Source organism: Vibrio nereis NBRC 15637, from assembly GCF_001591105.1.
Taxonomy (GTDB): domain Bacteria; phylum Pseudomonadota; class Gammaproteobacteria; order Enterobacterales; family Vibrionaceae; genus Vibrio; species Vibrio nereis.
In genome coordinates this window covers 15766-39524 of sequence record NZ_BCUD01000012.1, presented here as the reverse complement: position 1 = coordinate 39524, position 23759 = coordinate 15766, and the positions used below count along the sequence as shown (strand labels likewise).

Annotated in this window: 23 protein-coding genes; 12 read left to right on the top strand and 11 right to left on the bottom strand. The window is 46.4% G+C overall.

Going from position 1 to position 23759, the window contains the following annotated elements; genetic code table 11:
- Positions 1 to 89 precede the first annotated feature (89 nt).
- The 6 genes from VNE01S_RS13210 to VNE01S_RS13185 all read left to right on the top strand — a co-directional run bounded on the left by VNE01S_RS13210 (position 90) and on the right by VNE01S_RS13185 (position 7252).
- Positions 90 to 476, top strand: a complete 387-nt coding sequence (locus tag VNE01S_RS13210; protein ID WP_053394552.1) for a MerR family transcriptional regulator — start codon at positions 90 to 92, stop codon at positions 474 to 476.
- Positions 477 to 535: 59 nt separating this feature from the next.
- Complete coding sequence (locus VNE01S_RS13205; protein WP_053394551.1) at positions 536 to 1705, top strand: isovaleryl-CoA dehydrogenase; 1170 nt, start codon at positions 536 to 538, stop codon at positions 1703 to 1705.
- A 176-nt stretch (positions 1706 to 1881) separates the two neighbouring features.
- Positions 1882 to 3426, top strand: coding sequence for a carboxyl transferase domain-containing protein (locus tag VNE01S_RS13200; RefSeq protein WP_373278564.1), 1545 nt, complete (start codon positions 1882 to 1884; stop codon positions 3424 to 3426).
- A 107-nt stretch (positions 3427 to 3533) separates the two neighbouring features.
- On the top strand, positions 3534 to 4316 hold the full coding sequence (locus VNE01S_RS13195; RefSeq protein ID WP_053394549.1) for an enoyl-CoA hydratase/isomerase family protein: 783 nt from the start codon (positions 3534 to 3536) through the stop codon (positions 4314 to 4316).
- On the top strand, positions 4309 to 6369 hold the full coding sequence (locus tag VNE01S_RS13190) for an acetyl/propionyl/methylcrotonyl-CoA carboxylase subunit alpha (protein ID WP_053394548.1): 2061 nt from the start codon (positions 4309 to 4311) through the stop codon (positions 6367 to 6369). The genes VNE01S_RS13195 and VNE01S_RS13190 overlap by 8 nt, the downstream gene beginning before the upstream one ends.
- Complete coding sequence (locus tag VNE01S_RS13185) at positions 6350 to 7252, top strand: hydroxymethylglutaryl-CoA lyase (protein ID WP_053394547.1); 903 nt, start codon at positions 6350 to 6352, stop codon at positions 7250 to 7252. Before VNE01S_RS13190 ends, VNE01S_RS13185 begins: the two co-directional genes overlap by 20 nt.
- A 137-nt stretch (positions 7253 to 7389) precedes the next feature.
- Here VNE01S_RS13185 and VNE01S_RS13180 read toward each other — a convergent pair whose 3' ends face one another.
- The 5 genes from VNE01S_RS13180 to soxR form a co-directional block, all read right to left on the bottom strand.
- Positions 7390 to 8934: a BCCT family transporter gene (locus VNE01S_RS13180; RefSeq protein WP_053394546.1), complete on the bottom strand. Its 1545-nt coding sequence runs from the start codon at positions 8932 to 8934 to the stop codon at positions 7390 to 7392.
- Positions 8921 to 9823, bottom strand: a complete 903-nt coding sequence (locus VNE01S_RS13175) for a homocysteine S-methyltransferase family protein (protein ID WP_053394545.1) — start codon at positions 9821 to 9823, stop codon at positions 8921 to 8923. Before VNE01S_RS13175 ends, VNE01S_RS13180 begins: the two co-directional genes overlap by 14 nt.
- 155 nt (positions 9824 to 9978) lie before the next feature.
- Positions 9979 to 11043, bottom strand: a complete 1065-nt coding sequence (gene arsB, locus VNE01S_RS13170) for an ACR3 family arsenite efflux transporter (RefSeq protein ID WP_053394544.1) — start codon at positions 11041 to 11043, stop codon at positions 9979 to 9981.
- Between the two features lie 55 nt (positions 11044 to 11098).
- Complete coding sequence (locus tag VNE01S_RS13165; RefSeq protein WP_053394543.1) at positions 11099 to 11434, bottom strand: metalloregulator ArsR/SmtB family transcription factor; 336 nt, start codon at positions 11432 to 11434, stop codon at positions 11099 to 11101.
- 134 nt (positions 11435 to 11568) lie between these two features.
- Positions 11569 to 12018 carry a redox-sensitive transcriptional activator SoxR gene (gene soxR, locus VNE01S_RS13160; protein ID WP_053394542.1) on the bottom strand — a complete coding sequence of 150 codons (450 nt, stop codon included), beginning with the start codon at positions 12016 to 12018 and terminating at the stop codon, positions 11569 to 11571.
- A gap of 440 nt (positions 12019 to 12458) precedes the next feature.
- Here soxR and azu point away from each other — a divergent pair, with 440 nt between their 5' ends.
- A complete protein-coding gene (gene azu / locus VNE01S_RS13155) occupies positions 12459 to 12911 on the top strand; it encodes an azurin (RefSeq protein WP_053394541.1) in 453 nt (150 codons plus the stop codon).
- 62 nt (positions 12912 to 12973) lie between these two features.
- On the opposite strand, the gene VNE01S_RS13150 is transcribed toward azu, so the two are convergent.
- The 4 genes from VNE01S_RS13150 to VNE01S_RS13135 form a co-directional block, all read right to left on the bottom strand.
- The gene (locus tag VNE01S_RS13150) at positions 12974 to 13714 is read right to left on the bottom strand and encodes an SDR family NAD(P)-dependent oxidoreductase (RefSeq protein WP_053394540.1); all 741 of its coding nucleotides are present in this window, start codon (positions 13712 to 13714) and stop codon (positions 12974 to 12976) included.
- Between the two features lie 65 nt (positions 13715 to 13779).
- Positions 13780 to 14226 carry a MarR family winged helix-turn-helix transcriptional regulator gene (locus VNE01S_RS13145; RefSeq protein ID WP_053394539.1) on the bottom strand — a complete coding sequence of 149 codons (447 nt, stop codon included), beginning with the start codon at positions 14224 to 14226 and terminating at the stop codon, positions 13780 to 13782.
- Positions 14227 to 14474: 248 nt separating this feature from the next.
- Complete coding sequence (locus tag VNE01S_RS13140) at positions 14475 to 15932, bottom strand: DUF3360 domain-containing protein (RefSeq protein ID WP_053394538.1); 1458 nt, start codon at positions 15930 to 15932, stop codon at positions 14475 to 14477.
- A 499-nt stretch (positions 15933 to 16431) separates the two neighbouring features.
- Positions 16432 to 17319, bottom strand: coding sequence for a LysR family transcriptional regulator (locus tag VNE01S_RS13135; RefSeq protein ID WP_053394537.1), 888 nt, complete (start codon positions 17317 to 17319; stop codon positions 16432 to 16434).
- Positions 17320 to 17432: 113 nt separating this feature from the next.
- Here VNE01S_RS13135 and VNE01S_RS13130 point away from each other — a divergent pair, with 113 nt between their 5' ends.
- The 5 genes from VNE01S_RS13130 (at position 17433) to VNE01S_RS13110 (ending at position 21833) form a co-directional block, all read left to right on the top strand.
- A complete protein-coding gene (locus VNE01S_RS13130; protein WP_053394536.1) occupies positions 17433 to 18299 on the top strand; it encodes an MBL fold metallo-hydrolase in 867 nt (288 codons plus the stop codon).
- Entirely contained in the window at positions 18293 to 18913 is a 621-nt protein-coding gene (locus tag VNE01S_RS13125) for a DsbA family protein (RefSeq protein WP_053394535.1), read from the top strand. The genes VNE01S_RS13130 and VNE01S_RS13125 overlap by 7 nt, the downstream gene beginning before the upstream one ends.
- 312 nt (positions 18914 to 19225) lie before the next feature.
- Positions 19226 to 20539 (top strand): molybdopterin-dependent oxidoreductase, encoded by a 1314-nt coding sequence (locus tag VNE01S_RS13120; RefSeq protein ID WP_053394534.1) that lies wholly within the window; start codon positions 19226 to 19228, stop codon positions 20537 to 20539.
- Between the two features lie 19 nt (positions 20540 to 20558).
- Positions 20559 to 21233, top strand: a complete 675-nt coding sequence (locus VNE01S_RS13115) for a c-type cytochrome (RefSeq protein WP_082331644.1) — start codon at positions 20559 to 20561, stop codon at positions 21231 to 21233.
- 117 nt (positions 21234 to 21350) lie between these two features.
- Positions 21351 to 21833, top strand: a complete 483-nt coding sequence (locus VNE01S_RS13110) for a hypothetical protein (protein WP_061781647.1) — start codon at positions 21351 to 21353, stop codon at positions 21831 to 21833.
- On the opposite strand, the gene VNE01S_RS13105 is transcribed toward VNE01S_RS13110, so the two are convergent.
- Positions 21830 to 22426: a methyltransferase domain-containing protein gene (locus VNE01S_RS13105; RefSeq protein ID WP_053394532.1), complete on the bottom strand. Its 597-nt coding sequence runs from the start codon at positions 22424 to 22426 to the stop codon at positions 21830 to 21832. The two genes, VNE01S_RS13110 and VNE01S_RS13105, sit on opposite strands and share 4 nt — an antisense overlap.
- Before the next feature lie 123 nt (positions 22427 to 22549).
- Positions 22550 to 23752 (bottom strand): phenylacetate--CoA ligase family protein, encoded by a 1203-nt coding sequence (locus VNE01S_RS13100; RefSeq protein ID WP_053394531.1) that lies wholly within the window; start codon positions 23750 to 23752, stop codon positions 22550 to 22552.
- Positions 23753 to 23759: the final 7 nt, after the last annotated feature.

The window sequence follows — 23759 nt, the reverse complement described above, 5'->3', positions numbered from 1 at the left end:
ACGCTCCAGGGGTGCTAGTGTATATTTACTTTAACGTTAACGAACTGTATATTCGTATGAATGTTATACGAAAGTCGTAAGGTTAGTGAATGAATACATTTAAGATCAGCGAACTCGCGAAAGAGTTCGACATTACAACCCGAAGTATCCGCTTTTACGAGGACTTAGGGCTGTTAACACCAGAGCGTAAAGGCAACACACGAATCTACAATGGTCGCGATCGAATTCGACTAAAACTGATTTTGCGAGGTAAGCGATTGGGCTTTTCTCTTGCAGATATCAAAGAGTTATTTGAACTCTACGATACCGATCAAAGTACTGAGCAGTTGAACTACATGATTCGGTTGATCGAAGAGAAGAAGGCGACATTGCAACAGCAAGCGAATGACATCCAAGCGGTAATGATGGAGTTAAATGCAGCCAAGTTGCGATGTGAAAATACACTGAGCTCCATGAAAGGCGAAAAAGTCACCTGATCCCCCTTATTATTAATCACAGTACGGGGATGTAGGTGACGTAAAGGCAAGGACACGCAATGAAATCTACCTACTCTTCCCTGAACTTTGTTTATGATGAAAATACCGATTTGCTACGCGAGCAAATCAATAGTTTTGCTGCAAGAGAAATTGCGCCTTTAGCGCAATCTATCGACCAATCTAACGACTTTCCTAACCAACTTTGGTCCAAACTGGGTGACATGGGTCTTTTAGGTGTGACCACCAGCGAGGAGTTTGGTGGCGCAAACATGGGCTATCTCGCCCACGTGATTGCTATGGAAGAAATCAGCCGAGCATCCGCTTCGGTTGCATTAAGTTACGGCGCTCACTCCAACCTTTGTGTCAACCAAATCCACCGCAATGGCACACAAGCGCAAAAAGAGAAATACCTACCTAAGCTCATCTCCGGTGAACATATTGGCGCGCTAGCAATGAGCGAGCCCGGAGCAGGTTCCGATGTAGTCTCTATGCAACTTAAAGCGGAACGTAAAGGCGACATTTTCCTGCTCAACGGCAACAAAATGTGGATCACTAATGGCCCAGATGCTCACACTTATGTTGTGTACGCCAAGACTGAGCCAAGCCTAAATGCGAAAGGCATTACCGCGTTTATTATAGAGCGCGGATTCCCTGGATTTACTCAGGCACAGAAGCTCGACAAGTTGGGAATGCGCGGCTCGAATACGTGTGAACTAGTATTCCAAAACTGCGAAGTCCCTGCGGAAAACATTCTCGGCGAAGAAAACCAAGGCGTGAAAGTATTGATGAGCGGTTTGGACTACGAACGTGTGGTACTTGCCGGTGGTCCGCTTGGCATCATGCAGGCGTGTATGGATATCGTTGTGCCTTACATTCACGACCGCAAACAGTTCGGCAAATCCATCGGTGAATTCCAGCTTGTGCAAGCAAAAATCGCTGATATGTACACACAGATGAATGCAGCTAAAGCCTATGTTTACGCAGTCGCAGCCGCTTGTGATCGCGGTGAAACCACACGTAAAGATTCTGCTGGTGCGATCCTCTACAGCGCAGAACTCGCAACAAAAATGGCTTTGGATGCGATTCAACTACTTGGCGGTAACGGCTATATCAACGAGTTTGATACCGGCCGTTTGCTACGAGATGCCAAGCTGTATGAAATCGGGGCCGGCACTTCAGAAATTCGACGCATGCTTATTGGTCGCGAATTGTTTAATGAAAGCGCCTAATAGTCAGCCCAGGCGTCCCGACTCAAAAACACTTTCGTAATCAACCTAAATCTTACTCAACCTAAATAAAGACGGGTGTTCTCACCCGTCTACCGAATGGAGATCGGCTATTTATGGCTTGTTTGACGACCAATATTAATACCCATTCAGAGCAGTATCAGGAAAACTACCGCTCTATGGCGTCTCTTGTGGATCAACTCTATACCGTGACTGCCCAAATCGAAGATGGTGGCGGTGAGAAAGCCCGCGAGCATCAGCAGAAGAAAGGCAAACTTCCGGTTCGTGAGCGTATTCTTTCCCTGCTCGACCCTGGTTCATCCTTTTTAGAAGTCGGTCAGTTTGCTGGCTGGGATGTGTATCCAGATTACGTGCCATGCGCTGGCGTGGTTGCTGGCGTGGGTGTAATAGACGGCACCGAGTGTATGATCGTCGCCAACGACGTGACGGTAAAAGGCGGTAGTTACTACCCACTTACGGTGAAAAAGCACTTACGCGCACAGGAAATTGCAGAAAAATGCCAACTGCCGTGCGTTTACTTAGTCGACTCTGGCGGTGCAAACCTCCCCCGCCAAGATGAAGTCTTCCCAGACAAAGACCACTTCGGTCGTATTTTCTATAACCAAGCCCGTATGTCGGCCAAAGGTATCCCGCAAATTGCGGTGGTAATGGGGCTATGTACCGCTGGCGGCGCGTACGTGCCTGCGATGTGTGACGTTTCCATCATCGTAAAAGAGCAAGGCACAATCTTCTTAGCGGGTCCGCCTCTGGTAAAAGCAGCCACTGGCGAAGAAGTCAGCGCGGAAGATCTTGGTGGCGCAGACGTTCACTGCCGTACCTCTGGTGTGGCCGATTATTACGCAGAAAACGATCACCATGCATTAGAGCTGGCAAGGCAAGCTGTATCTCAAATCAACCACTTGAAATCCGTCCAACTCAAGCAAAAAGCGCCACAAGAACCGCGTTTTCCGCCACAAGAATTGTACGGCATCGTAGGTACCGATCTGAAAAAGCCGTTTGATGTAAAAGAAGTGATTGCTCGAATTGTTGATGATTCCCAGTTCGATGAATTTAAAGCGCTCTTTGGTGAAACCTTAGTCTGTGGCTTTGCTCATATTCACGGCATGCCGATTGGCATTGTCGCTAACAACGGCATTCTATTCTCAGAGTCTGCACAGAAAGGCGCACATTTTATTGAGCTGTGCGCACAGCGCAAAATTCCTCTGCTTTTCTTGCAAAACATCACGGGCTTTATGGTCGGTCAGAAGTACGAAGCCGAAGGCATCGCCAAGCATGGCGCGAAAATGGTAACTGCTGTTGCGTGTGCAGACGTGCCGAAGTTTACCGTGGTTATTGGTGGATCGTATGGCGCAGGCAACTACGGCATGTGTGGACGCGCTTATGATCCAACCATGATGTGGATGTGGCCAAACGCGCGCATCTCCGTAATGGGTGGAGAGCAAGCGGCTGGCGTGATGGCGCAAGTGACTCGCGATATCAAAACGCGCAGAGGTGAAAGCTGGAGCGCAGAGGAAGAAGAAGCGTTTAAGCGTCCTATCGCTGAGCAGTACCAGACTCAAAGCCATGCGTACTACGCCAGTGCGCGACTGTGGGACGACGGCATTATTGACCCTGCGAAAACACGTGATGTTGTGGGTATTGCTCTGTCTGCTGCGCTTAATGCACCAATACCAGACAGTAAATTTGGCATCTTCCGCATGTAGCCGGATGCAAGGCAAACCTTAACTTCTCGCTATCCACCGATGTTTATCCGAGTACTGGTTAGCGAGTATTGGAATATCAGACTGAAATGTCAGACAAAGGAAGTCACATGACCGGACTACTGCTTGAAAAAGACAGCAATGGCGTTGCCTGGTTGAGCCTGAATCGACCAGAGAAACACAACGCGTTTAATGATGAATTGATTGCTTCACTTATCGAAACCTTGGAACAACTTGAGCGAGACGACTCTCTACGCGCGTTAGTATTAACGGCGCAAGGGAAACACTTTTCAGCGGGTGCAGACCTTAGCTGGATGCAGTCAATGGCCACCAAAACCGAGAGTGAAAACCTTCAAGATGCACAGCAACTAGCAAAACTTTTGCATACGCTGGATACCTTTAGCAAACCAACCATTGCTAAGGTGCATGGCGCTGCATTTGGCGGCGCACTTGGGCTTATCTGCTGCTGCGATATCGCTATCGGTACACCTGAAAGTCGCTTCTGTTTGAGTGAAGTGAAACTCGGCTTATTGCCCGCGACCATCGGTCCCTACGTAATCCGAGCAATTGGACAACGACAAAGCCGACGCTATTTTTTAACCGCGGAACTGATTGATGCCGAGACTGCGCTTTCGATGAACATTCTTCATCTAATCGCTCCCCAGACAAAAGAGGCGGTCAACCGTATGGTTGAGCACCTGCTTAATAATGGCCCACAAGCCATGCAGGCGGCAAAAGCACTTTGTTTACGTTGTGATAACCAACCTATCGATCACTCATTAATTGAATACACTAGCCAAGCTATAGCAACCGCCCGCGTGTCCAGCGAAGGACAAGAAGGGCTGACTGCGTTTTTTGAAAAGCGCGCCGCCAATTGGAGGAATCATGTTTAAAAGAATACTGATCGCAAACCGCGGTGAAATTGCCTGCCGAATCATTAAAACCGCAAAAAGCATGGCTATAGAGACGGTTGCCGTCTATTCCGAAGCGGATCGCAGCAGTTTACATGTTAAACAAGCGGATTTTGCTGAATTTATCGGCCCTGCTCCGGCAGGTGAATCGTATCTCGATATCGATGCGATTATCAGCGCAGCGAAAAAATGGCAAGCTGATGCTATCCACCCTGGGTATGGTTTTCTCTCTGAGAACCCGAAACTAGCCAAAGCGTGCAGCGAAAATGGCATCGTTTTTATTGGCCCACCCACCAGCGCCATCGAAGCGATGGGCTCGAAGTCGCAAGCCAAAGCAATTATGTCAGAGGCGAACGTGCCTTTGGTTCCGGGCTATCACGGCACAGACAACAGCGTTGAGCATTTATTGGCTGAAGCGGAAAAAATCGGTTATCCAGTGATGCTTAAAGCGACACAAGGAGGCGGCGGTAAAGGCATGCGAGTGGTCAACAGTGCCGCTGAAATGCCGTTAGCCATTGATGGCGCGCAGCGTGAAGCACTTTCTAGTTTTGGCGATAAGCAGCTTCTGATTGAAAAATGCATATTGCAGCCTCGCCACGTTGAAGTTCAGGTATTCGCCGATCAACATGGCAACTGCGTCTATCTTTCTGATCGCGATTGTTCCATTCAGCGTCGTCACCAAAAGGTGGTCGAAGAAGCACCAGCACCCGGTCTGAGTGATGAACTGCGTAAACAAATGGGTGAAGCCGCGGTTCAGGCCGCCCAAGCAATCGACTATGTTGGCGCCGGTACGGTTGAATTCTTGCTCGATAGCCGAGGTCAGTTCTATTTCATGGAGATGAATACCCGTCTGCAAGTAGAGCACCCTGTCACTGAATTAATCACCGACGTTGATTTGGTTGAATGGCAATTCAAAGTTGCGGCTGGTGAGCATTTACCGATCTCGCAATCTGAAATCACCCACAACGGTCATTCAATCGAGCTGCGAATTTACGCCGAAGATGCTGACAACGACTTTATGCCATCGACTGGCCGAATTGATTACTTGCATGAGCCCGTTTCAGACAACGATGTGCGCTTAGCTTGTGTGCGTGTTGATAGCGGTGTTACTCAAGGCGATACCATCAGCGAATACTACGACCCAATGATCAGCAAACTGATCGTCTGGGGGCAAACACGTGATATCGCCCTAAAGCAGCTTAAACAGGCGTTAACTCAGTATCACGTGCGTGGAGTAACGACAAACATTGGTTATCTGCACAGCATTATTTCGCAGCCAGCCTTTGCCAATATCGCACTTGATACCGACTTCTTGGTTAAACATCAGCAAGGCATCAGCGCGCAACAAAATGTGTCGGACTCTATCTGGCCAACGTTGGCTGCCGTTGCTCGCTGGAATGATCTCATTTCAAAATCAGACAGCTCAACGTTACCCGCGCCAACCAAACAAGGTTTTAGACTGTCGGTTGACAACGTTTATCGATTTAACTTCACGGATGCCAATGCCAATCATCAGGTACGCTTGCAGCAATCCTCTCAGGAAACAGGACCTCAGCATTTGAACCAATTCACTATCCGATGTGGTGAGGATTCACATCAGGTCATCCTGCTTGAAAGTGGCAATCAGTTTATCGTCGATATCGATAATGTGCGTTACACCTTTAACGCGCTCAACGACGAACAAAAGACAACGCTGTTTTATCTTGGTCAGCAACGTACCTTTACTCACCAACCAAGTTTTGAATCCGCAAAAGGTCAAGACGATGAACTTAGCCCAACCGCGCCACTGAACGGTGTGATCTCGGCGGTCATGGTGAATAAGGGAGACAAAGTAGCGGCTGGTGATCCGTTGTTAGTGCTCGAAGCGATGAAGATGGAATACACCATTACCGCTCCGGTAGCAGCGACCGTTGATGAAGTGTTTTATCAACATGGAGACCAAGTACAGCACGGTTCAATATTGCTGCATTTGGCTTCTGCGCCAGAAAGTGATTGTGTCGATAAGGAGCGAGAATATGCTACCAGCGAAGGTTAATATCATCGAAGTTGGCGCGCGTGATGGCCTACAAAATGAAACTGCTGTAACGCTGGTTGATAAAATCCGTTTAATCAATCAGTTAAGCAGCAGTGGCTTAAAACACATTGAAGCGGGCTCTTTCGTCTCGCCGAAATGGGTGCCACAAATGGCAGACTCTGATCAGGTGTTTGCTGGTATCTCGCAAAAACCTGATGTGGTTTACAGTGCGCTTACTCCCAACCTAGCAGGGTTAGAGCGTGCGCTCGAAAGTGGTGTAAAGCGAATTGCGGTATTCGGCTCCGCTTCAGAGGCGTTCAGCCAGAAAAACATCAACTGCAGTATTGCCGAAAGCCTTTCTCGCTTTGAACCGGTTATCGAGCTTGCAAAGCAACATAACATTCCAGTGCGCGGGTATTTGTCTTGCACCATGGTTTGCCCCTACGAGGGAAACATCAAGCCAGAGCAAACCACCGCGGTAGCGAATACGCTGTTTGATATGGGATGTTACGAGATTTCGCTCGGTGACACCGTTGGCAAAGCGACGCCTAATCGCGTTATCGCCATGCTAGAATCATTGTTAACGCAGCTACCCAAAGATGCGTTAGCCGTGCACTTCCACGACACGTACGGGCAAGCACTAGCCAATATCTACCAAGCCTTGCTGATGGGGATCAATACCATTGATAGTGCGGTAGCTGGTTTGGGCGGCTGCCCTTACGCAAAAGGGGCCAGTGGCAATGTCGCAACGGAAGATGTGCTTTATCTTTGCGAACAGCTCGGCATTGAAACAGGCGTTGACCTCAACATCATCAATGAAGCAGGTTGGCAAATTTGCCAGGCATTAGGAAAGCGACCTTCGTCAAAAGTCGCGCTAGCTCTGGGTGATCCGCACAGCTTGTAAAAAACTATTGCGTGATTAAATAAGAAAACTACCGCCTGATGAAAAAGGCGGTAGTGTCAAACTCGTAGAAAAATGCCATGCCTTTGCGCTAACTAGTCTTTTTATCGACTGGTTTGTTCAAGCCATGGCATTATCATTTACTTGAATTGATATGCTGGAAGCTCTTGGGGTTCTACTACACTCTCTTGCTGCTCTGACGTTACCTCTCCCGATAATTGCATCATCAGTTGTCGTATCAATATCGCGTATATGAACATCATTGGCAGGCCTGCAACAACACATAAAGATTTGATAGTTTCAATGCCTCCTCCACTTAAAAAGACACTAAAACTGATAAGAGAAATCGCTCCAGCCCAAAGTAACTTCACTTTATTATCTGGATCTCCGCTCAACGTAAGCTGGTTAGTGGTGAGCATAGATGTCGCAACACTAGCGCTCGACATAGTGGTCAACATCAAGAAAAACTGAATAACTAAGAATATTGCCAAGACCATATTCTTTTCAGGCAAGGTGTTGATTAGAGAGACCACCGCGAAAGTCAGCCCACCGTCGCTCATCCAGTCTTGGATTGGATAGCCGCCAAAAAGTTGCGCCCAAATCGCGTATCCACCAAAGATGGAGATAAAGAAAGCGCAACCAAGCGAGCCCATAGAAATAGCGTATAGGATCAACTCTCGAATGGTGCGACCACGAGATATCCGAGTGATAAACAGCCCCATCATGATCAAATATGCGTAGTACCAAAACCAATAGTATTGAGTCCACCCTTGTGGGAAACCACTTTGTTGAACTGGGTCCGTCCACAATGACATACGGAAATAGCTGTCTAGCATCACGCCAATAGCATCAGTAAAATTATTTAAAATGAACTGTGCATTTGCAGAAAACAGGACAAAGACAGCAAAAGCAATGGCGGCAATAACTGTGTAATCAGAGACTTTGCTGATCCCTTTGTTAAAACCCACCAGCATCACAGCCAATAGCGCTGCAACAAATAAAACAATGATACTGCCTTGTAGTAGCAAGCTATTTTCAATTTCAAATAGCTCTGAAACACCCGTACTCAAAAGCGTTACGGTCAGGGCAAGTGAACTTGCGAAAGCTGCAAGGGTGCCGAAAATCGCTAATAGATCGATACATTTAGCGACGGTACGGTTTTTACCAACAACAGGCTCACACAGAGTAGATAGCTTTAACGTGCGCTTTTTCTGCACATAAAACGCGTAAGCAAATGGGATGGCTGGAAAACAGTAGATTGCCCAACCTGTAATTCCCCAGTGGAAAATAGAGTACGTTACTGCCCAAGCGGCGGCCTGATAGCTGTTGGGCTCTGCAAACATAGGAGGCGACTGTAAATAATACATGGGCTCTCCTATTCCCCAATAGATAAGAGATGCCCCTACACCAGCAGTAAAAATCATACCGCCATAAGAAAAGTTAGAGTATTCGGGCTTTTCGTCTCCTAAACGAATCAATCCATATTTAGAGAAAGCCAACCAGAACAGAAAAACAACTAATGCCAAGCTAGCCAGTTCTACTAACCAACCAAACCAGCTCGTGACAAACTTCATGGCATTCCCAGCGACAGCCTGAGACTGCTGCGGGAACAATGTGGACACGGACAGAACCACTAGAACTAATACAATGGCAGGAATAGCCAAGCCGAAATTAAGATTTTTCAAGAGAGTCTCTCCATTTCGTTAGTGCTTGAATATGACTTGGCTCGATACCGCAGCACCCACCAATGATCTCAGCGCCAAGACGGTGCCACACTTTGCAAAACTCTAGGTATTCGTCTGGAGAGAAATGGCGTAGCTCTTGAATTGTGTCATTTGCTTTATGTTCAGATTTAATCGGCGCAAAACTATTAGCAAAAACACCAATGGTGAGTGCTTTACCCGTGCGATGTAGAACAGTGTTTACGTCCTTAATCGCTTGCTCAATCACTTCAGGTATGGAGCAGTTAAAAAAGATCCCTTGAACATCCGTCTCTAATAGCGCTTCAACGGCATCCGAAACCAGCTCCCCAGAGCGCAAACGTGCTGACTGATGCGCTTCATCTTGTAAAGTGTAAGCAAAGTAGCAAGGCTTATCGCTACGAGCGAAAACCTGAGCGGCTACCTGCGCTTCCGCAATACTGGATAGTGTTTCAGCTAACCAGATGTCTACGTACTCATCTTGAGCAGTGAACAACTCGTTACTTACCTCGTATGCCTTATGCGCTTGAAACAAATCAGGTCGGTAAGAGCCGAAAACTGGCGGGAGAGATCCAGCCACCAGCACTTTGTTTGGTGAATTGTTGGCGACCTCATGGGCAATAACAGCCGCTTTTTCAGCGAGTGCCTTCCCTTGTTCTGCGTAACCTTGTTCACCCAGATGAAAAGGAACACACGCGTAGCTGTTAACGGTGATAATTTGAGCACCAGCATCAACAAAGCTACGGTGCACTTGTTGTACATGCTGCGGAGATTCGATTAGCGCCTGCGCGCTCCAAAGGGGCTGGGAGAAAGGTGCGCCAATGCGTTTTAGTTCGCGCCCCATTCCCCCATCTAGAATAGTTAACCTTGCCAAAATAGACTTCCATACTGCTAAATGGATAAAGTCCTATTCAACCATAATGCGACGCACTTCATGTTGATATTCACTCAATATCAACATGATAAAAATTCATGTTGATACTCAAGGTACTTTTGTTGGTCGCAATGCCCTACTGCTAAACATAGTTGCTAGGCATAGTATTTACGTTTCATTCTTAGAGCGACATTCACCAAAGCAATCAACACAGGTACCTCTACCAGTGGGCCTATCACACCCGCAAAAGCCTGATCGGAATTAATACCAAACACCGCGATAGAGACCGCAATCGCGAGTTCAAAGTTATTGCCTGATGATGTAAACGCAATAGAAGCATTCTGATCATACGGTAGCCCCATTCGCTTACCGATGTAGAAGCTGACGAAAAACATCACCATAAAATAGATCACAAGAGGAATCGCCACTCGAAACACGTCCATTGGCAATTCAATGATCATTTCACCTTTAAGGCTAAACATCAGAACAATCGTCGCGAGCAACGCAATCAGTGTGATCGGCGATATGCGCGGAATAAACACATCGTTGTACCACTGCTCACCTTTGGCCGACACTAACCATTTACGGCTTAAAAAACCTGCCAAAAAAGGCACACCAAGGTAAATAAGTACACTTTTCGCAATATCTAAAATGGTGATATCGACAACGAAGCTTTCTAGGCCGAAGTAAGGTGGAAGCACCGTAATAAACAGCCATGCCATAAAGCTGTATGTGACTATTTGGAACGCACTGTTTAACGCGACCAAGGTAGCCCCGTATTCTTTGTTCCCGCCGCTAATATCGTTCCAAACAAGCACCATAGCAATACAGCGAGCGAGACCAATTAATATTAATCCCACCATATAACCCGGTTGATCGCGTAAGAAAGTGATCGCCAATAGGAACATAAGGATAGGACCGACTATCCAGTTCATGACAAGTGATAACGTTATCGCTCTTTTATCACGAGTGACTTCACCAAGCAGGCTATAGTTAACCTTCGCCAATGGCGGATACATCATCAGGATCAAACCAATCGCCAACGGTATGTTCGTTGAACCCACAGACATACTTTCATTCCACTGTGCAACCTGTGGGAATAGCACGCCAATACCAACTCCGACCGCCATTGCTAACAGAATCCACACCGTGAGGTAGCGGTCTAGAAAATTCATCCTTTGCGAGGCACTCGCCTGCGCGCAACTTTCAATATTACTCATATAAGCCTCAATCACTTTTGTACTTTAGGGCAACTTATTGTGGTACTAATGTCGATTAATCGTCATTCGAACACGACATACTATTTATCGCGCTCACTTCTTTCTTGATGACGGAAAAATTATGCTCAAGGGTGATCTTAAGTATCTGTTGAACCCACCCTTCCAAATGCGGGTTAATTCGGTAGTAAACCCATTTTCCGCGTCGATCATCCAGCACCAACCCATGTTTTCTTAATTCAGCAAGGTGTCTAGACACTTTAGGCTGGCTAAGATTTAACGCGTTCATAAGATCACACACACACAACTCGCCCTGCTGCTGCATTAAAAGCAATGACTTAAGACGAGTTTCTTCAGAAAGGGCTTTATAAAGTAAGAGAGGATCAGACACCATTTTCAACTCAAATCACACAATACATATGAATAATCATATATGTGAAATATCGAATGTCAAACCAGTCCGATATAAATAGCAAACCTATTGATCACGCTCTCACTGACTTGAGTGATTGAGATTCAAGTAAAACGTCATTCCATATGGCCGGTAAGCCTCTGCGCGCCAGAACCTTGTTCATGCAGTTCATCACTAGGATTAAAGAGAGCACACTGTTCCATACTCAAACAACCGCAGCCGATACACCCCGTCAAGTTATCTTTTAAAGACTGAATTTTAGCCATTTTTCTATCGAGATCGTGTTGCCATTTTTTTGCAAAACGCTCCCAGTCTCGTTTTGTGGCTGACTTGTGCATGGGTAGATCATTCAGCTCTTGAATGATCTCTTCAAGGGTAAAACCTACCGACTGAGCAACTTGAACAAGCGCCACACGACGCAACATAGAGGGCAAATACCGACGTTGATTGCCATTGGTTCGAATAGAAGTAATGAGCCCTTTTGTTTCATAAAAACGAAGAGCCGAGGCCGCCACGCCGCTGCGCTCAGCCAACTGGCCTACGGTTAAATAGTGATTATTTATCATTGAATTAGCCTACAGTTGGCGTGCTAATCGGTGTCATGATTTCAGGCGATACAGTGAAAAACACCACCTGGCTCGCCTTAGCGGTTATCCTATTAGCGTTGTTATTCAATCAAGTACTCGAAAAAAAGAGCGACCGAATTAACCCACAACCTGATGAAACATGAAGAGACCAAATGACGCTTAGTATGCTCGTTAATTATCTCGCCAGATGATGACGAATAATATTAGCGAGCAGATTGAGAGCATGGACGTATTTGTCGTTAAGCTCAAAAGAAGCGTTAAGCCGAATACAGTGATCAATACCGCGACTCACTACGTAATAGCGTAACAAAACGTCAATTTATCGATTGAAGCACATTTTCAACACCCTAATAAGATGATAATGAGAACCATTGGATCCGTTGGTCCAGTAAGCCCAAAACAAAAATGGAGAAAGTGATATGTCTTTACGTTTATTAGCAGCAACGTTTGCTCTGGTTGGAGTGAGTTTCGGCGCACAAGCAAATGCAGAGTGTGAAGTGTCGATTGATGCCAACGACATGATGCAGTTTTCTAAACAAACGTTAAGCGTGCCAGCAACCTGTAAAGAAGTAACTCTGACGCTTAACCACACTGGTAAGTTGCCTGCACAATCGATGGGGCACAATGTTGTCGTCGTGGATACCGCAAACCTGCAAGCAGTCGGCACTGAAGGGATGTCTGCTGGTGTAGAAAACAACTATATAAAACCGGGTGACGAGCGAGTTTACGCGCACACTAAAGTGATCGGCGGTGGCGAGAGTACCAGCGTGACTTTCAGCACTGAAAATATGACGGCTGGCGGGGATTACTCATTCTTCTGTTCATTCCCAGGTCACTGGGCAGTGATGAAAGGCAAATTTGAATTTATGTAATTGCATTGACTTAGATTGACGAAAAAGAGCCGCTAGTGCGGCTCTTTTTATACTGAATTAGACTACTGAATATATGCTCCACCACAGACTGGGTTGTATGTCCCTGTAATATGCGAGCTTGCTTCACTTGCAAGGTAGCGCACTGTGTTCGCTACATCTTCAGGTGTCGCCACACGCTGTGTTGGCGTGAATGATCTGATCATCTCTTTGAATTCAGATGGTGCATCTTTCGTTGCATCAGTTTCAACTAAACCCGGCGCTACAATGTTGGAGGTGATACCCAATGGACCAAGCTCTTGCGCTAGGTATTTATTAAAGCTATCTAGTGCGCCTTTCGCCGTACCATGCGCAATAAAGTTCGGAGCAGGAACCTCTGACAATGTACTAGAAATAAAGATTAAACGACCAAATTGCTTTTCTTTCATACTTTTAGCAGCTAGCTGAGCAGTCTGGTAGGCCGCATGCATTTCATCATTCAGTTTTTGTGCAAACTCATCCCAGGTCTGCTCGATAAACGCCTTGGCGGTAAAGTTCATATTGGCATTAGATACCAACACATCAACACCACCAAGCTCGTCCACTGCTGCAAACATCGCTTCGATCTGCTCATCATCGCGCACGTCAGCTTGAATCGCGAAAGCCTCACCACCTTTACTACGGATCTCTTCTGCTAATTGCTCTGCAATCGTGGCGCTGTTCACATAGTTGATGAATACACGATAGCCATCTTCAGCCAACGCTTTTGCCGTTGCAGCGCCAATACCACGCGCGCCACCAGTCACTAATGCATTACGTTTAGTCATGTTACTTCCTTATGAATTTTTAATGTTAGATAACGACAGCATGTTATGGCTGTCTCACGTTACTCTTATCGATTCAGTTGTCTTAAATTGGTGATCACTTTCGATAAATTTTGTTTACTTGTCTGTAGTTCTATTTCGTTGGTGTCCTGCTGCGCATCATGCAAAACGCTCGTTGCAATCGCTTCACACTGTTCAACGACACAGCGAGACTTCTCTGTAAGAAGAACTATTTTACTGCGGCTATCATGAGGAGAACGCTGGCGCTCTATCCAACCACGTTTCTCCAAGCCGTCAATCGAACGACTGACACTGGATTTCTCCAAATACAACAGTTCACCAATCTGGCTTTGCGTCATTGGCTCACTGTTTTTCAAAACCACAATGACCCCCCACTGCTCAGCAGTCATATCAATACCCGCGTCTTTAAAGCGTATTGTGAGTAATCGGTTGAAGAGCCGACTGGCTAAGCCAGTTAAATGCCCAAGCGATTGTTGGTGACTGTAGTTCTTCATTTCTTTTCTCAATTGTCTTCACTATATAGTTGTATACACAACCATATGGTAACTTGTCAATAATTGTCATTAACTAGTGAGTGACTGAAAACACGTCTCAAGGATGACAGCGCGTTACCCGACAGTCCTTTAACTGGCTTTTTAGTTATCCGAAACTTTGTCGCTATCTAACAATTTGGAGAAGGAGTAGAGCAGGAATGAGAAAAGGCATAGGTGGTGACCACCTATGCCTTTAGAGCGAGATTCGATTAACCGATCAGAGCAGGAATGCCCGGAAGCTGACCAACGACAGCAAGGGAACCAGCACAAACGATAAATGCAGCACCAGGAATCAGGTATTTATCTTTGCGCGATAGCTCGTTGGCACGCTCATGGTCGCCGATAAGTCCGAGGTTATCCAGCAGCATCGTTATTGCCCAACCAAAGACCGGGTTAACGAATGCACAGGCAAAAATACAGATACCGGCACTGAGCGAATCTTTATGCTTGTGGATCATCTGCATACCCGCTTCAAGAAGTGGCAAGAATACACCGACAATCAAAGCAACACGCAGAACAGGTTCCCACATCGCTAGATCCATAGGGTAACCAATGACTGCCGCAGCAATACACATGAAACCCGTTAGCAGCGCACCGCCTGGAATCGGACGTTTGGCAATGGCGGCAGGAATCATGTACGTGCCCCAAGAAGAAGCCAGGTTACCGCCACCCAATAGTGAACCAACCCCCTGACGAACAGACGCTCCGACCATAGTGTCGTCGACATCCATTAGTACGCCTTTCGCCTCTTTTGGATAGTTAAGTTCTTGAAACACACGATGGCCTAGGTAGTCAGGAGACCACATAGCGACTGCCAGTAGAGCAAATGGAGTCACGGCAATAAAGTGCTCCAGGGTTGGCCAGCCTAGTTGCCAGCCAGTATTTTCACCCCACCAATAGAATGGACTGAAATTAGGCAGGCCCGGCTCTGTGGTAAAAGCAAACTCAGCGCCCATCAAATAAGCAACAATACCCGCGAGTGCAGAACACAGTGGGATTGCCAACCAACGCTTGTTGATCTTAGCTAGGTAGGCATAAACCATAACCGTTAGACCAATAACCACAAACGAGATGTAACCTTGGTCTGTACTCGCAGCCCACGCCTCAGTCTTATTGATCTGTCCGAGCAACCCAACGGCGCCTAGGTAGATCAGTAACCCTCCTCTAACCCCAATGCCAGTCAGGGTCATGAGTTTAGAACCACCTTTAGTCAAAGCGAGAATTAAACCAAAAGCACATACCATCAAACCTAGCGCCAGAGGATGCCCTCCTGCGGCAGCAATCATAGGAATCAGCGGTATCATTGGGCCATGAGTACCGGCTAAGTTTGCATTCGGGTTTAGGATGGCAGAAAACAGAATAACGAACAGAGCACCCGCGATAAGCAGTTCGTAACGCACGTTTTCTGCAACGAACTCCGGAGATAAGCCGAACTGAGCAGCAAAGGCAGCAACCATGGCGGTGACCATCACCACTTTACCAATGGTTGCGGCTAATGCAGGCACCCAGTCTTCGATTTCAATACTGTAATCACGTGATGGCAAATGAATACCCCAGCGACGAAAACTCATGATGGTTAAATCATGGTTTAGAAAGTCTTCTCGACTTTCAAATTCATGCGGTTTTTTGCGCACATCCCTGTAAAAGGTCTTACTTGAGTCAGACATTGAGCTATCCTTTGTTATATTTCAACGTTGAACTATGCCAACTAGAGTTTCGCTTGGTATAAAGACCAATACGAGACAACACCCACATCAAACATCGAGGCCACACTCAGAAAGCGGTATGGCTAATTTTGATTTGAGCCTATTAAGCATGTGTTGCTATCGGTAGGAATATTAGACATTAGTAAAAGGGCAACAAAAATCTCACTTATTGCACAAATATTTAACATGACATTAGAGTACGCTGATATTTAGTGAGAGTTTTTTGAACAGCAATTCAAGAAGAAGCGAAGTGGCTAACTTTGCTCATGCAAATACGTACTAATAAAATCAAATGGATTTTATATTCTAAATAATTTCGGGCAGGAATGAGTCAGCCGTGAGTGCTCTGACTCAAGGACGAACATTGTGAGTAACAGAATTTGCTTATTTAGCTACTGTTGAATAACGTCTCATCCCCCAAAACAAACCGCCGTACCATCATTCTCGAACCTCTAAAGTCTTACCAACAATTGTCTTTAAAATATTCTTGCAAATAATCGATTAATGCCCTGACGGTAGGAGATTGATACTTTCTGGAGGAGTAAAGAGCATAAATAGTGAGATTGGCGGGTTTCCAGTCAGAAAGAATTGGCTGTAATGTGCCGCTCTCGATGTATTTGTTCGCGAGATAGGTTGGTTGAATCGCAACACCACCTCCCAGAAGTGCAGCATGGAGTAATGTCGTTGCCTCGTTGGCGGTCAATTTACAGTCAACATTAACTGATTTTTGTTGAGTCCCTTTTGTGAGGTGCCATACGTGTTGCTGAAAGTTTTTATAGCCTAAGCAGCTATGCCCGCTCAGTTCCTCTGGCTCTGAAATATCCCCTCTGTTCGCTAAATATTCTGGCGACGCGACCAATACCGATTCGCACACCGCGATCGGTTTACCAATCAAAGATGGATCCGGGTTAGAAGCAATGCGAATGGCAAGGTCAATTTGTCTTTCTGTTAGGTCAGCGACCGAATCCTGTAAATCGATATCGATATGCACTTTAGGGTGGATAGACATAAAATTCAGTAGCGCAGGAACAAATTGGGCAAATCCAAATGACGTACTTGTCGCCACTCTTACCATTCCAGATAGCTCTTCACTATTATCACTCAAGGCCACTAGATTTTCTGCTTGCTCTAGCCAAACCTCTGTTTCTTTTAAGCATCGCTCTCCGGCAGTCGTGAGCGACACCTTTCGGGTCGTCCGGTGAAGCAAACGCACGTTTAGCCACTTTTCCATGGCTTCAATATAACGAGTCACCATAGGGCGGGACATGTCTAGTCTGTCAGCCGTCGCGGTAAAACTGCCTGACTGAGCAACATCAACAAATACTTTTGCTGCGGTTAATTTATCCATCCATCTGCTCGAATTAAGAAACAATGTTACTCGATTTTGTGTGCTTTTCAGAACATGTCAATCTTTTAAGATTCAGTCCATCAGAACAAGCCAACCAATCTATGGAAAAAGTCATGAAAAAAATCAGCCTATTAGCAGCATCTATCCTTGTCGCAGGTAGTGCGTTCGCCACAGAGCAAGCCCCACTTACCTTTGATACTTATAATGCAGACCAAAACAGCTTCTATGTAAACTCAACCCTGATCATTGGGGAAAATGAAGTGATGCTAATCGATACTGGGTTTACCAAAGCGGATGCGCTGCGCATTGCAGCAAAAATACTGGACACAGGTAAAGAGCTAAAAACCATCTTTATTAGCCAGGCTGACCCTGATTACTATTTTGGTGCTGAAGTGCTTCACTCTCTGTTTCCCGAAGCCGACATTGTTACGACTCAAGCGGTACAAAAAGTAATAGAAAAGAAATTGCCCTCCAAGCTCAAGGTCTGGGGACCTAGAATGGGACAAAATGCCCCCGCAACTCCCTATATTCCTCAAGCAATTGAGGCGGCCAGCCTTACTTTGGAAGGACACACAATTGAGATCAAAGGCACAAGTGGCCTATTAGCGCACCGCCCATATTTGTGGGTCCCTTCAAGTAAAACACTCCTGGGTAACGTCGCAATATACGGTGATTTGCATCTTTGGATGGCAGATTCGCAAACCGAACAAAGTCAAAAGGCTTGGAGCGCACAACTGAAGGAGATGCAAGCTTTACAGCCCGAAGTGGTTATTCCGGGGCACATGAAATCGGGAACCGCGCTAAATGTTGAAACCATTCGTTATTCTCAGCAGTACCTTGAAGATTTCAGCGAAGCGAAAAGTAGCAGTAAAAACAGCAAGCAACTTATCGAAAAAATGTCAGAGAAATACGAAGGTTCTGCGCTACCAGTCGCGTTAAGCATTGGTGCTAAAGTTCATATGGGAGAGATGGAATGGTAACGATTCACTACTTTTATGATCCTATGTGCGGGTGGTGCTATGGCGCTACTCCACTAATAGAATCCGTTGTAAGCAGCGATAAGTTTAAGGTTGTCTTTCACCCCGGCGGTATGCTCCCTGCAAAAACAATTGAGCCAGCTTTTCGCCAACATATCTTAGACAGTGACCAACGAATTAGTAAACTGACTGGTGTTCAGTTCGGTCAACACTACCTAGAACGCGTAACGGGTAATGAGGAACTTGTTCTGGATTCTTATCTTCCTATTCGAGCGGTTTTGGTTGGAGAGGCTTTAGGGCTAAATCCATTTACAATGTTAAAAGCAATACAGAAAGCTCATTATATGGATGGGAAAACCGTCAATAAGCTAACAACGTTGGAAGAGATCGCTGTTCAGCTAGGGCTAGACCAAAAGTTATGGCAAGAAAAAATGCAAACAGGGCAAACCTTAGAAATTGACGCGATCGATGACAGCCATCGACTAATGGCTCGATTAGGTGTGCAAGGCTACCCGACTCTTTTCCTAGAGGACAAAGGACAACTGAAGAGGCTACCTCATACAGAATATTACGGCCAAGCAGAACAGTGGCACGATTTTTTGGACAGTCTAATTTAACGTTTACCTTGCATTCACTTTAAAGCTGGTGACGCAGTTCATCTGCGTTACCAGCTTCCGAAAGGATCTAAACGGCAACACCTTACGCTTGTTGTTAGGCTGACTCCTCTCCCTTCAAAGATCTTGTATTTAAGATAGAAATAAAATCCACAAAGCTATAGCTCAATAAATAGTGTCAAGGTTATCAATAGTTGTCTAAAGTTAGTGATGTACAACCCTTTGGGTACGTAAATTTGTAGCAATCGGTGATACGAACTACAGAACAGAAATGACGTAGCAGTTCTTGGGCGTGTGCCGACAAAGGAACGCATCATGAGTGAGAACGAGAAAAACAAACCGCAAGGTATCTACAAGTATTATGAAAACAACCCCGACTCTGCGGATGAGAAAGTCTTTGGACGAGTCAGTTATCCCGACAGGCGCGGTTTTTTAAAAGGTGCAGGTTTAGCGACAATGGCCGCGGTGCTGGGTGGCGCTATTCCCTTCCATCGGAACATGCCTGCAGGGATTGTTCCCGCCGCTTTTGCGGAAGGCCTTGATGATGTGATGATTGAAGGTAAAGACGGCTTGTCGGTGCTGAACGATAGGCCGATGAATGCCGAAACCCCACCCCATTTGTTGAATGACGATGTGACCCCAACAAAACGCCACTTCATTCGTAATAATGGTATTCCACCTATAGATGTAAATCCTGAGACTTGGACAATCACCATTGACGGCTTAGTCGATAAACCGATGACACTTTCGATTGCTGAGCTGAAAAAGAACTTCGAGGTTGTCGAACAGCAACTTGTCGTGGAATGCGGCGGTAATGGTCGCGCGTTCTTCGAGCCAAAAGCATCTGGTAATCAGTGGACTTACGGTGCAGTGGCTTGCTCTCGTTGGACTGGGGTACGCCTTGCAGACGTGCTCAAAGCCGCAGGCGTTAAAGACAGTGCCGTTTATACCGCGCACTATGGCGCCGACAAACACCTTTCAGGCAAAGAAGGCAAACTACCGATTTCTCGCGGTGTACCCATCGCCAAAGCCATGGGGAGTGAAAACCTGATCGCATTTGCACAAAACGGAGAAGCGCTTCATCCAATGAATGGCGCACCACTGCGCTTAGTGGTACCTGGCTGGCCGGGTTCTTGTTCGCAAAAATGGCTGACGCGTATTCAGATCCGCGATCAGGTACATGATGGCGCGAAAATGACGGGCACATCGTATCGCGTACCTAACCGCCCTGTCGCACCTGGAGAAAAGGTTGCGAAAGAGGATTTCGATATTATCGAACGCATGCCAGTGAAATCGCTGATCACCTCTCCACAAACCAATACCGAAGTGGCAGGCAACCAAGTGGCCGTTCGCGGACACGCCTGGTCGGGCGACCGTAAAGTGACAAAAGTGCAAATCTCGATTGATTTTGGTGCGACATGGATGGATGCCGAACTCGCAGCCCCAGCCAATGACGGCGCTTGGCAGACGTTCAACGCCAAAGTGACATTCCCCCAAGCGGGCTACTACGAAGTTTGGGCAAAAGCGACTGATGACCAAGAGGTGAGCCAACCTTTTGCTATCGCATGGAACCCGAAAGGTTACCTCAACAACACCTTCCACCGCATCGCGCTGATTGTTAAGGGATAAACATGAAGGGGGAATCACAGTGAAAGCAACATTCTTAAATGAGCGGGGTTTCCCGCTCTCGTTTACTTTTCTCGTGCTGTTAAGTTACTCTGCCTTAGCAAACAATGACGAGTTAATAGCCGCAGGCGAACAGCAAGCGATGGTGTGTAAAGCTTGTCACCAGTTTGAACCCAATGGAGTAAGTGTTGTGGGGCCGCCTCTTTGGGGGTTAGCAGAGCGTAATATTGCCAGCTTTGCAGGCTTCAATTACAGCGAAGCCATCAAACAGCATCAAGGTCAATGGGACGCAGAAAAACTGGATGCTTTTTTGGCGTCACCATCGGAGTTTGCTCCGGGCACAAACATGGTCTTTCCCGGCGTAAAAGACCCGGGTGCTCGAGCCGCGATCATTGCATGGCTAGCGACCAAAAACCCTACGCCACCAGATTGGAATACTGCTTCATCTGAAATGGAGGTCAAATCAGCTGGTGATGGGATATTAGCGCCAGGAGAGAATATGGAACTCGTCGCAGCAGTATGCTCGGCCTGCCACTCTTTACACATGGTCACGCAGCAAGGATTAAGCCGACAAAGATGGGATGAAACCTTAGACTGGATGATTGAAGAGCAAGGGATGGATGAACTGCCGGGTGATGATCGCGAAGCCATTCTGAAATACCTTTCGACCTATTATGGGGGTAACTCCCGCCTTTAAAACTAACGCTTATTGATATTTTACATACGTATTCTTTCTATGTGAGCATCCCCTCTACAGGAATAGAGTGAAATAACCTCTGTTATTTCACAGTACGTATCGATGAGGTTTAAGAGATTGAAGGCAGAAGAGTTTTTTGACAACCATTACCTTTCTATTTGGGTTTTTCTTGTTGGCGTGGCAGTCATTACCTTGATTATGATGGGAGGCGGCATGGCAGTAACGTTGCTGGCAATATTGATTGACCAGTCGTCTGAGCACTTAACAACTGATGCTTTCTTGGCTCTAAACTTTTCTTTTGCTGGGATCATGACTCTACTGCTTGTTATCCCAAACATGATGATTGTTAGAGGCAAACCTAAAGCGGCAGAAATCAACTTAATCAATATTTACTTTCAGTTCCTTGTTTACGCTCTTGGCCTATTCCTTCTTGAAGATGAACATAAACTTTTTTTTGTTAGTTTTGTACTTTTTCCTATTATCGCCCTCTGGCTCATGGCATCGACCAAATATCATACATTTGTGACTTACTTTTCAGCGATTAAAAAAGAGCCAGAAAGTTTCCGTGAATACTTCTTAAAAAAGATTAAAAGCGACTAACACTTCTGCCACACCATCCAATACTCCTTCCCTTTAAATACATCCACACTATTTGTAACTGGTGAAGATTCAATAAGTGTAAACGTTGGTTCAAAATGTTGCGCCAACTCCCCACTTCGCAAACAAAATGGTGGGAAACGAGAACAGTAGTCATCATCAATAACGAAATAACCAATTAAAAAACCGCCGCTTAGCAGTAATTTATCCACCATCGCAAAGTATGCTGGCCACTGGTCTCTCGGCAGGGCAGCGAGAAAGGCACGCTCGTAAATCACATCAAATGAGTGCGTAAAGACGGCGTTAAATACATCCCCCAGCACGACTTTATCTTTGTGCTTACCTAATGTCGATTGCGCCATTTTCACCGCTTGTTCACTGTAATCCATCGCGATCACGTCATGCCCATATTGAATAAAAGAGCTAAGTTCATAAGCAGCGCCACAGCCAGGGATAAATACAGCCTGGCCGTTACTAAGCGCGTTTTCAAGATACGTTTTGAGCTCTTGAGGCGTGGTGCTCGCATCCCACGGCATGGTGCCTTGGATAAACAAATCATCCCAGAATTGTTGATTGATGGTTGGTGCCTGTTTCATTTATCGCTCCCTGATCGTACTGGCACAAAAAGAAAGGGATACGCAGCACAATGTGGTATCCCCTCTCCTAGCCTTTGACTTTTACGTTGTTAGCTTTTTATAGCTGCGGTTTACAATGACGGATTAACTGCGCAAGTCATTGATTAACGGCTGTTCGGTCTGATTGGGCACGAACTGGACATTGCCTTTCAGTTTGGTGACAGACTGAAGTGTCGCTTGAATATCCTCTGCCGATACGTGAGCATCATGACAGCAGAACGTAATAGTATCGTTGAAGCCATCGCGCTCAATTTTTAAGGAGCCTTTAATATCGTGGCGACGACAGACTTCTTGGATCTGATGCGGATAAACAAACAGGCCTTTCACTTTCACCGCTGAGTCCGCACGCCCCATCCAGCCTTTAATTCGTGCATTCGTGCGTGGCGAATCCGAGCCCGTTTCTAGGTATGCCGATAAATCTCCCGTTGCGTAGCGAATCAGCGGAAACTTCTCATCGAGCGATGTCACGACTACTTCACCGACTTCTCCCGGTTGTACAGGAATGCCATCAGGATTAACGATTTCAACGATAATATCTTCGGCAATCACCAAGCCTTGCTCGCCTGTGACTTGATAAGCAATCAAACCAAGCTCAGCACTTGCGTAGGCTTGAGAGACTGCAATGCCTTTGTCCTCAAACATCTGTTGCATGTCTGCGGTGACCGCTTCACCAGAGACCAGCGCTTTGGTAAAACTCGGCGACTCATCGTATTGTTCTTGGTACTTTTGTAGCAACGTCAGCAAGTAAGAAGGCGTGCCCGTATAACCCGTTGGCTGCAGCTGTTTAATCGCTTCAATTTGTGCTTCGGTATTCCCGACACCCGCCGGAAATACCGCGCAGCCACAAGCTCTTGCGCCACCATCCATAATAAATCCACCAGGCGAGAAATGATAAGAGAGCGTGTTATGCACTAAATCGCCCGCACTAAATCCAGCCGCGTGAAACGCGCGCCCCATACGCCAGAAATCCATCTCATCCGTTTGTGCCTCATACAACGGCCCCGGTGATTGGAATACACGCGCCATCTGACCAATCGCAACACTATTTAAACCACCAAACGGCGGTTTAAGTTGCTGCTGGTTTGGCATATTGAATTTGCGCGTAATTGGAAACTGGGTAAGCCCTTCACGATTATTCGCCAATGTAGGATCTAACTCAGCAAAATGCGCCGCATAATGTTCGCTGTTGGCTTTTGCATTTTCAATCAACGTTGGCAAACGTTGAAACAGCGATTCTTCTCGTGCCTGCGGAGACAACGATTCTTTCGCATCAAATAGTTCGTTCATCTTTGCT